General features: G+C 35.5%; 11 protein-coding genes and 4 tRNA genes. 2 read left to right on the top strand and 13 right to left on the bottom strand.

Features of this window, described 5'->3' with window-relative positions; all coding sequences use genetic code 11:
* The 9 genes from AC1RNS_RS26040 to AC1RNS_RS26000 all read right to left on the bottom strand — a co-directional run.
* Positions 1-905: ParB/RepB/Spo0J family partition protein (locus AC1RNS_RS26040; protein ID WP_492996717.1), on the bottom strand; the 905-nt coding region annotated here is incomplete at its 3' end.
* Between the two features lie 35 nt (positions 906-940).
* Positions 941-1,702, bottom strand: a complete 762-nt coding sequence (locus AC1RNS_RS26035; protein WP_492996716.1) for a ParA family protein — start codon at positions 1,700-1,702, stop codon at positions 941-943.
* The gene (locus AC1RNS_RS26030; protein ID WP_492996715.1) at positions 1,674-2,609 is read right to left on the bottom strand and encodes a rolling circle replication-associated protein; all 936 of its coding nucleotides are present in this window, start codon (positions 2,607-2,609) and stop codon (positions 1,674-1,676) included. The genes AC1RNS_RS26035 and AC1RNS_RS26030 overlap by 29 nt, the downstream gene beginning before the upstream one ends.
* Positions 2,610-2,855: 246 nt before the next feature.
* Entirely contained in the window at positions 2,856-2,981 is a 126-nt protein-coding gene (locus AC1RNS_RS26025) for a DUF6906 family protein (protein ID WP_492996714.1), read from the bottom strand.
* 145 nt (positions 2,982-3,126) lie between these two features.
* Positions 3,127-3,477 (bottom strand): hypothetical protein, encoded by a 351-nt coding sequence (locus AC1RNS_RS26020; protein WP_492996713.1) that lies wholly within the window; start codon positions 3,475-3,477, stop codon positions 3,127-3,129.
* 40 nt (positions 3,478-3,517) lie between these two features.
* Entirely contained in the window at positions 3,518-3,814 is a 297-nt protein-coding gene (locus AC1RNS_RS26015; RefSeq protein ID WP_492996712.1) for a hypothetical protein, read from the bottom strand.
* Between the two features lie 231 nt (positions 3,815-4,045).
* Positions 4,046-4,201 carry a hypothetical protein gene (locus AC1RNS_RS26010; RefSeq protein WP_492996711.1) on the bottom strand — a complete coding sequence of 52 codons (156 nt, stop codon included), beginning with the start codon at positions 4,199-4,201 and terminating at the stop codon, positions 4,046-4,048.
* Positions 4,202-4,457: 256 nt separating this feature from the next.
* On the bottom strand, positions 4,458-4,790 hold the full coding sequence (locus tag AC1RNS_RS26005; protein ID WP_492996710.1) for a DUF771 domain-containing protein: 333 nt from the start codon (positions 4,788-4,790) through the stop codon (positions 4,458-4,460).
* A 12-nt stretch (positions 4,791-4,802) separates the two neighbouring features.
* Complete coding sequence (locus AC1RNS_RS26000; protein WP_492996709.1) at positions 4,803-4,973, bottom strand: hypothetical protein; 171 nt, start codon at positions 4,971-4,973, stop codon at positions 4,803-4,805.
* Positions 4,974-5,115: 142 nt separating this feature from the next.
* On the opposite strand from AC1RNS_RS26000, the gene AC1RNS_RS25995 reads away from it, so the two are divergent.
* Entirely contained in the window at positions 5,116-5,487 is a 372-nt protein-coding gene (locus AC1RNS_RS25995) for a helix-turn-helix domain-containing protein (protein WP_492996708.1), read from the top strand.
* 496 nt (positions 5,488-5,983) lie between these two features.
* Complete coding sequence (locus tag AC1RNS_RS25990; protein ID WP_492996707.1) at positions 5,984-7,087, top strand: site-specific integrase; 1,104 nt, start codon at positions 5,984-5,986, stop codon at positions 7,085-7,087.
* Between the two features lie 149 nt (positions 7,088-7,236).
* On the opposite strand, the gene AC1RNS_RS25985 is transcribed toward AC1RNS_RS25990, so the two are convergent.
* The 4 genes from AC1RNS_RS25985 to AC1RNS_RS25970 form a co-directional block, all read right to left on the bottom strand.
* Positions 7,237-7,317, bottom strand: a tRNA-Leu gene (locus AC1RNS_RS25985).
* Between the two features lie 47 nt (positions 7,318-7,364).
* Positions 7,365-7,438 (bottom strand) — tRNA-Cys (locus AC1RNS_RS25980).
* 13 nt (positions 7,439-7,451) lie between these two features.
* Positions 7,452-7,526, bottom strand: a tRNA-Gly gene (locus AC1RNS_RS25975).
* Positions 7,527-7,532: 6 nt separating this feature from the next.
* Positions 7,533-7,608: transfer RNA gene (locus AC1RNS_RS25970), tRNA-Gln, on the bottom strand.
* Positions 7,609-7,621: the final 13 nt, after the last annotated feature.

Genomic DNA, 7,621 nt, shown 5'->3' with positions numbered 1-7,621 from the left:
TAAGTGACCTTCACTTCAACAAACCTACCAGTATGCAAAATTTTATCTGGATCATATTCATTAATTTTTAATTTATCCCCTACTCGAAAGCTCCTATTATCAAAACCACACATAAATGTTTTTAAGCCTTTTACTATGTCATCGAACTGGTCAATGTAGCTGTCTAATTCGTGTGTCATAGGCTTTTCTTTTTGCTCCGACTCTATGACTTCCTGCCGCTTTTCTTTTGCAACGGATGGCGTTAGTGGTTTACCTTCCTCTCGTTGCTCTGTTAACACTTCTTGCTGTTTGTCTTCTGGAAGACGTGACAACTCATATGCTGTCGTTATATTGATATTTCCCTCGCTAAATTCTTCTTTTAGTTCAGGAGTTAGTTTTTTATTAATGCTATCCATACGCTGCACTTGTGCCGATGAGACGCCCATTAGCTGTGCTACAATCTCACGTTTGCGCCCCGTCAGTTGATAACCACTGTTTTGTAATTTTTGTAACAATTCATGTAGTCTTGCTGCCTGTTGCGTTTTTTCCGCATCCGTTAAAATACGAGATGTTGAATTTGCTAATATGAGCTGTAGCTCTGCCTGTATGTCGTCTGTTGATTTCACAATTTTGCAAGGTGCTTTGGAAAAATCCTCATTTCCTTCGCTGTATAGCTCCTGCATGGCTTTTAAACGTCTGTGCCCACTAATCAACTCATACATGCCATCGTCTTTGATACGCACTACTAAATTTTGTTGTAACCCCATTAGCTCAATACTCGCTTTAAGCTCTGATACATCATCAACACTGTAGTTGTTCTTTGGCGAAGGCTGTATGCGGTCTAACGGTATGTGTTCAATCTTAAAGGCAACACTTTGCTTCTTTGATTCCACGTTCATAAGCTGTGATAGATTGAATTTTGACATTAGCTTTCTCCTTTCTTAAAATGTGCCCGAAACTATCACAATCCCAAATATTCATTTACTAGAGCTACATAATCTACACAAGCTGTTGACCGCTTCGCATATACTAACAATGGCTTTCCAGTGAATGTCATTTCATCAACCTTTACTGTCTTTCTAATGCGTGTTGTGAACATCGGATAATCTTGTTGTTCTAATAGTTCCACTCCTTGTTGATTCACGCTGCTCCGCTGATACATCGTGACAAAACAACCCGCCAAACGAATATCACTGTTAAACTCACTTACATCCTCTATTTGTTCTAAAATCTGCTCTAATCCATCAAAGCTGAATTGATCTATTTTGATTGGTACTAGCACATCGTCAGAAGCTACTAATGCATTTACAACCGTCATGTTTATATCTGGGGCATTGTCGATAATGCAGTAATCATATTGTTCTCTTACTTTTTTCAGTTTTTTGCGTAGTCGTGTTTGCTGTGGGCGTGACACATCCATCAAGATTTCTTTATTGGTTCTTAGCAAGTTCATGTTGGAAGTGATAATGTCTAGACCCTCATAAGCTGTTTTTTGAATGACGTTATCCACATCCATCTTTTTATCTGTTAATAACTCTGATAATCCTTCACTCTCAGGATCGTACAGCCCGAAAAACTTAGATGTATTACCCTGCTTGTCGTTATCAATGAGCAATACACGTTTCCCATGCACCGCTACTAGTGTGTAAGCGATATTGATAGCCGAAACTGTTTTAGCTACCCCGCCCTTTAAATTAATAATGCTGATCGTCTTCATCGTCATATGTTGTTCTCCCTTTTCTTGTATAATCTTCTATCCGCTTCATACGGACGTATAAATATGCACCATTGACAAAATCGCTATACTTGACCTCCATGTCATTGAATTGATAGCCTTTATACATTTTTTCAAAATAGTCTTGTGCTTCTAATTCTCCAGTAGCCAGCTTCTCTACACGTCTTCTTGTCACTTTGCTATCTGCAATTGTTATTGTTGGTTTCGTTAAGTTACGGCTAGGTGTATAGCTCTTCGTTCCATCCTTATTTTTTTTCTTCTTGTCTTTAGCTAGATAACGAGCTAATCCTTCTAAGCCAAAATGATTTGGTTCTAACTCCTCAGCACTCACTCTGCCCCTACCATTCCATTTCTCTTTGGCTATCTCTCGATTTCGGAAATTCATTACAAGATGATGATGGATGCGCTTCTTGCCCTTTTCCTCATCGTATTCGTACTCTGTTACATAGACATACTTTAATTCCTCACCAGGTTGTTCCTTCTTCATGCTTCTTTTGATTCGACGAAGGTAATTTTCCATATCTTTTTTTGCTTGTTCTGGATTAGCAGGTAAATGTTCGTTTGCATAAGTTAATGTCAGCGTAATATCTTTATCTGTGAAATTTGTATTTAAGAGACGGATTAAATACTTAACTGCATTCTTATTATTTAAATTAGCCTGCACTTTTCTACTTTCACTGTTCTTTTTTCCTCTTTTCCCCTCTCTATTTGCCCCAAGAGGATAAATCTCCACCTCCAATATCGAACCACTTTTAATTGTTACCTTGCGATACTTACCAATTAGCTTATCTCTTAAATTCTCAATTTTTTCCTCTAAGCTGTCTTCATATGTCTCACTACCTATTACAAAATAATCTTCATAATTTTCCACACAATATCGTTGCATTGAAGTCATGATGCATCCTCCCACTCATCTGCTAGTCTATTAAATTCCTATTGGATATTTTTGTATGGTCGTAAACTTAATACCCGTTACAAGGACGTTAATTGACTAGTTGCTCCAATACGTGCTATTCTGAAAATAGATTATTAAGCAATAGTCAAAAGGAGCCGCGCTTGCTTTTCCAGAGTCCAGTTCGGCTTTTTTTATGTCTTAAATTGTTTTATTAAAGCCTTTGCGATTATTCACAAAGGCTTTTAATTATGGCGCTTTAATGGTACGTGGTTTACCTGATTTACGATGTACAAGCAGCCAGTTATCTGGATTTAACCTTAAACTAGCAATATGGATTTTTTGCTTTCTAGTTAAACTAAGACCTTGTTTCACTGGAAGACACCTCCTTCCATTTTTAATGAACACACACGTTGCTAGACACCTAATCCGCTTCTTGTTATAATCGGATTAGTAAATTTTCTTAGGCTTTTGCCTTGCTGTTTAATCGGTGGTGCGATTAAGCAGTTTTTTTATGCCCTTAACTCGGATTAGCACCAATCTTCACTACCTCTCCGAATTTGCCTTGTTTTTTTAATTGGTTGGCAGTATCAAATAATTTATTGCGACGCTGCTCTTTTATTTGACCCTCTAGGCGTTTGATGTAATCTATCCTATCTGCTAAAATCTCTGCACACTCTTGTGCCAAGTCATAATTACCATTATAGAAATGTAGATTCATAGCTGTTATTAAGTCTTGTCCACAGGCTCTTTCCTTTCTGATCTCTAAACTCAATGTCATTGTGTCTCCAATAACGGTATTACTTTTGAAATCTACGAATACTACGTTTTTTAAAACTTGTGTGTAGGCTTGCTGTAGTTGTTCCATCATTCTCGTCCCCCCATTTTTCTGAATATTTTTTAAAAACGATTTATTCACCTTCTTCGCGAATCAAGTGCGGTTGCACTCTTGATTTAGGTATACGTAGTAAAGTTACTAATCCAAAATCATGTAAGGCACTTTCTCCTTTTATCGCATCTTCTGGAATCCACACTTCTAATTTGATACGGTGGTATCCTTTGTTCTTTCCTGTTTTGCTTGGTGCATGTACCGAAAAGTTGCCTGATACTGGCGCCAACACTAACAAGCTATCAGGATTATTTTCTTTAATTTGTCCAGCTACTTTTCGAACGGTTTCTTGTGTTACGTCAAAAATTACGCTTCTCAATCAAATGCCTCCTATACTCTTGATTAACGTTGCTACCGTCTTATAAGCTATAAATCTGAATGTATATACCGTCGTTGGCTCGGTATCACAGCGCATCAACATTTGCTATAATTTACCTATAAAGGTAGGTGATTAAAATGCTTAAAGACTTTGAAGATTTTCGTAATAATCGGATAGCACCCGAAAAACTAAATGAAATTATAGAATCAGCTAAAATTGAAGCTAGGAAGGTTAGCGATAAAGAATCCTATCTAGTAACCTTTTCAGCCAATTTCTCTTTGCTTTTGTTAGCTGAATATCACGATTGGTTAGCTGAATCGTGATTCCTTTAATTTTTTTGTCCTCATTTGTTGTTCCAGCAACTTGTGAGGGCTTTTTATTTTCCACACTACTCACCCCACTCTATACTTGAAATTTATACCGTCGTTGGCTCGGTATCACAGCGCACTATTGAATTAGTTATGTATGTGAAATTTCTAAGATGTTCTTTATGTAATGACTTCACATCAAGCAGCTTGTAAATTACCCACTTAGAGGACTAGGCTAAGGCTAACCAACCTTTACATTTACAAACTGCTTGACGTGAGCGAGCTTTTTTTCGTACTCGCAAACGCCTGATTTGTGCTTGTACTTCTCCATTTTTTTATTTACTTCCATGAATTTTACTGAAATTATTGTCTAGAAATTTGACCATCTGGATAGCATGGAATGACCATTTTTCACCAATGCTTTTAGGATAGTAAACAAATCCGCCATTATCTGAATCTAGTATTTTGCGAAATCTTGAAGGGTACAAAATATTCTCTTTGATCCAATCTGCTTTTTTATTTACACGTCCCTCTAATTTTTGCATTGTCCAATAGATGCCACTTAACTCCTGCTCTTTTAATTCTTCATACTCAACCTTATTAACTAATACATAACCTTCTGGAATTGGTACTGGAACTGTTAAACTTACTTGTAATTGTTGCTGCATTTAAATCCCCCCTCAAGATACTTCTTTTTTTCCATTTTTATTTTCACGCTCTTTACTAAATTTTTTATTAAAAACTAATGCAGATATAACACCAGATACATAGCTCATTTCGTTTTCATCTAATAGATGTAATCTATCAACTATCTTCATAGTTTCTTCAATACGCTCACTATTGAAATTCATTACCCTCACCCACTTTACTCATTTGTGAATATCTTAAACAAATAATATATTCATTAGTGACATTAGTCAACACTTTTCTATTAATATCCTTGACGATTTGTTTCATTTGAGATAATTTAAGATTGTTAGGTGGTGAGATATTATGAATGAAAGGCTTAAGGAAATTAGAAAGAGTAAAAATTTAAGTCAAGTAGAATTTGCTAAACAACTTGGTTTAGGTCACTCTACATTGGCAATGATGGAAGTAGGTAAGCGTGACATTTTAGATCGCCACATTAAAACTATTTGTTCAATTTTTGATATTAATGAACATTGGTTTCGCACCGGAGAAGGTGAAATGTATGTCACACTTTCAGAAGACGAGCAGTTTGCATCTTTATTAGGTGAATTATTAGTTTCAGAGAGCGAAGAAGTAAAAAACATTATTATGAAAACAGTTGAACTTGATAGCATTGATTTAAAAATTATTAATCAATTGATTGACGGACTTATTGAAAAAAAAGAAAAAAAGTAGCTCCATTACTAGGCTACTTTTTTTAGATTTATAACTTATTAATATGTTAAAAAGCAACTCTATTTAGAAGAGTTGCTTTTTTCTATGGCGGTTTTAAGTAAACGGTACAAGTGAAGTATTAACTTTTCATCATCTAAATTTTCAATTAATTTTATCAACTTATTTTTCACAACAACCACCTCTTTAATTTTTTTAAAATCACTAACCAATCATTTGTTATTCATATTTCTACAACCATTTTTTACAACATTCGACAATTTTGTTGTAATTTTATTATATATACATAACACTATTTTGCCTAAAAATATCGTTAGACGGGCTTCGACAATAGAAGAAATGTTTTCCTCAATATACAATTTCTCCGTTTAATATTTTTTAATTTTTGTCTTATTATGTATCATTTAGTCATTTTTTGTCGAAAGTTATTTTTTCCCATGAATCCAATTATATTTTTTAATTTGCTATAATCGAATAAATTCAGATTGGAGGATTATATATGGCTAGTTGCACTAAGCGTGGTAAGACGTGGCAATATTGTTTTTATCACAATAAAAAGCAATATAGGAAAGGTGGTTTTAAAACAAAAAAAGAGGCTCAGGTTGCTGCTTCCGAAGCCGAATCTGCTTTAAACAAAGGTATTAAACCTATTACGGAATCAATTGCTTTTTCAGATTATTTCGAGGCATGGTACAAACGTTACAAAGAGAATATCGTTACAAAAAGTACACTGACTCATTACGAATATACATCAGATGCAATCAAATTATATTTTGAAGAAAAATTAATGAAAGATATTACTAGACATGATTATCAAGATTTCCTAAATGATTATGGATCAACCCGCTCCAAAGAAACTGTTGAAAAAGTACATTCTCATATTAAAGCATGTGTTTATGATGCCGTTGAGGAAAATGTCATTCGGATTGAGTTTACTCGTAAAGCCGTTTTGACTGGCTCTGTTCCAGCTAAAAAAGATAGTGAAAAACACTTAAACTTTGCAGAGAGTGAATTATTACTAAAAGAATTATATAAACGACTAGATCGAGGATTAGGCTATTATCTTTTATTACTTGGCTTGACTTCTGGATTGCGTTTTGGTGAGCTTGTTGGTTTAACACGGAAGGACTTTGATTTTGAGAATAACACATTGAACATTGATAAAACTTGGGGATACTTAAGTAAAATGCAAGAAGGTTTCGGACCAACTAAAAATCCTCAATCAGTTCGTAAAATAAAAATGGATAAAGAGACAATGAAGGTGTTTGAAAAATTATTTGATAAATTACCGACTAATATCCATAGACTGGTTTTCTTTAGCACTCAATCAAAATATAAGGTAATTGCAAATGGAACTGCAAATAAATTGTTACGCAATACCTTACAAGATTTAGAAATCAGCAATACTATTACGGTGCATGGGCTACGACATACACACGCCAGCGTATCACTCTACAAAAAATCATCTATATATTATGTATCAGAAAGATTAGGACATGGCGATATTCAAACTACTATGAGAGATTATGCTCACGTTATAAAAGAGCTGCGTGAAGAAGATGAGAAAAACACAATCAGCATTTTTGAGCAGATGGCACTGTGAATTTTTGTGCATTTCATGTGCATAATAATTTCAAATTACAGTCTTTCTGATTCCATCTATAAAATAATAAAAAAGCTCGAAACCATTGATTTTACAAGGTTTCAAGCTATTTTCTAAAACTCAAATTCTATCGAACCTGAGCCTACTGATACCGGTGGTCGGGGTCGAACCGACACTCCAAAGGAACACGATTTTGAGTCGTGCGCGTCTGCCAATTCCGCCACACCGGCATAATGTAGATAAAAAAAACCGGATAATCCGATTGAAAAATAAATTATGGAGGCGGCAACCGGATTTGAACCGGTGGTAAAGGTGTTGCAGACCTGTGCCTTACCACTTGGCTATGCCGCCATAAATAGTTAAATGGAGCGGAAGACGAGGTTCGAACTCGCGACCCCCACCTTGGCAAGGTGGTGTTCTACCACTGAACTACTTCCGCAAAAAATGGCTGGGGTACTAGGATTCGAACCTAGGGAATGACGGAATCAAAATCCGTTGCCTTACCACTTGGCTATACCCCAAAATTTTAATGGG

Source organism: Lysinibacillus sp. GW821-FHT14F06, assembly GCF_058803665.1.
The sequence above is the reverse complement of the archived record's forward strand: the minus strand, read 5'-3'. Positions and strand labels throughout refer to the sequence as shown.

Coding starts and splice junctions, on each gene's coding strand:
- AC1RNS_RS26035 (WP_492996716.1), bottom strand. CDS start 1,702: ATGACGATGAAGACGATCAGCATTATTAATTTAAAGGGCGGGGTAGCT.
- AC1RNS_RS26030 (WP_492996715.1), bottom strand. CDS start 2,609: ATGACTTCAATGCAACGATATTGTGTGGAAAATTATGAAGATTATTTT.
- AC1RNS_RS26020 (WP_492996713.1), bottom strand. CDS start 3,477: ATGATGGAACAACTACAGCAAGCCTACACACAAGTTTTAAAAAACGTA.
- AC1RNS_RS26005 (WP_492996710.1), bottom strand. CDS start 4,790: ATGCAGCAACAATTACAAGTAAGTTTAACAGTTCCAGTACCAATTCCA.
- AC1RNS_RS26000 (WP_492996709.1), bottom strand. CDS start 4,973: ATGAATTTCAATAGTGAGCGTATTGAAGAAACTATGAAGATAGTTGAT.
- AC1RNS_RS25995 (WP_492996708.1), top strand. CDS start 5,116: ATGAATGAAAGGCTTAAGGAAATTAGAAAGAGTAAAAATTTAAGTCAA.
- AC1RNS_RS25990 (WP_492996707.1), top strand. CDS start 5,984: ATGGCTAGTTGCACTAAGCGTGGTAAGACGTGGCAATATTGTTTTTAT.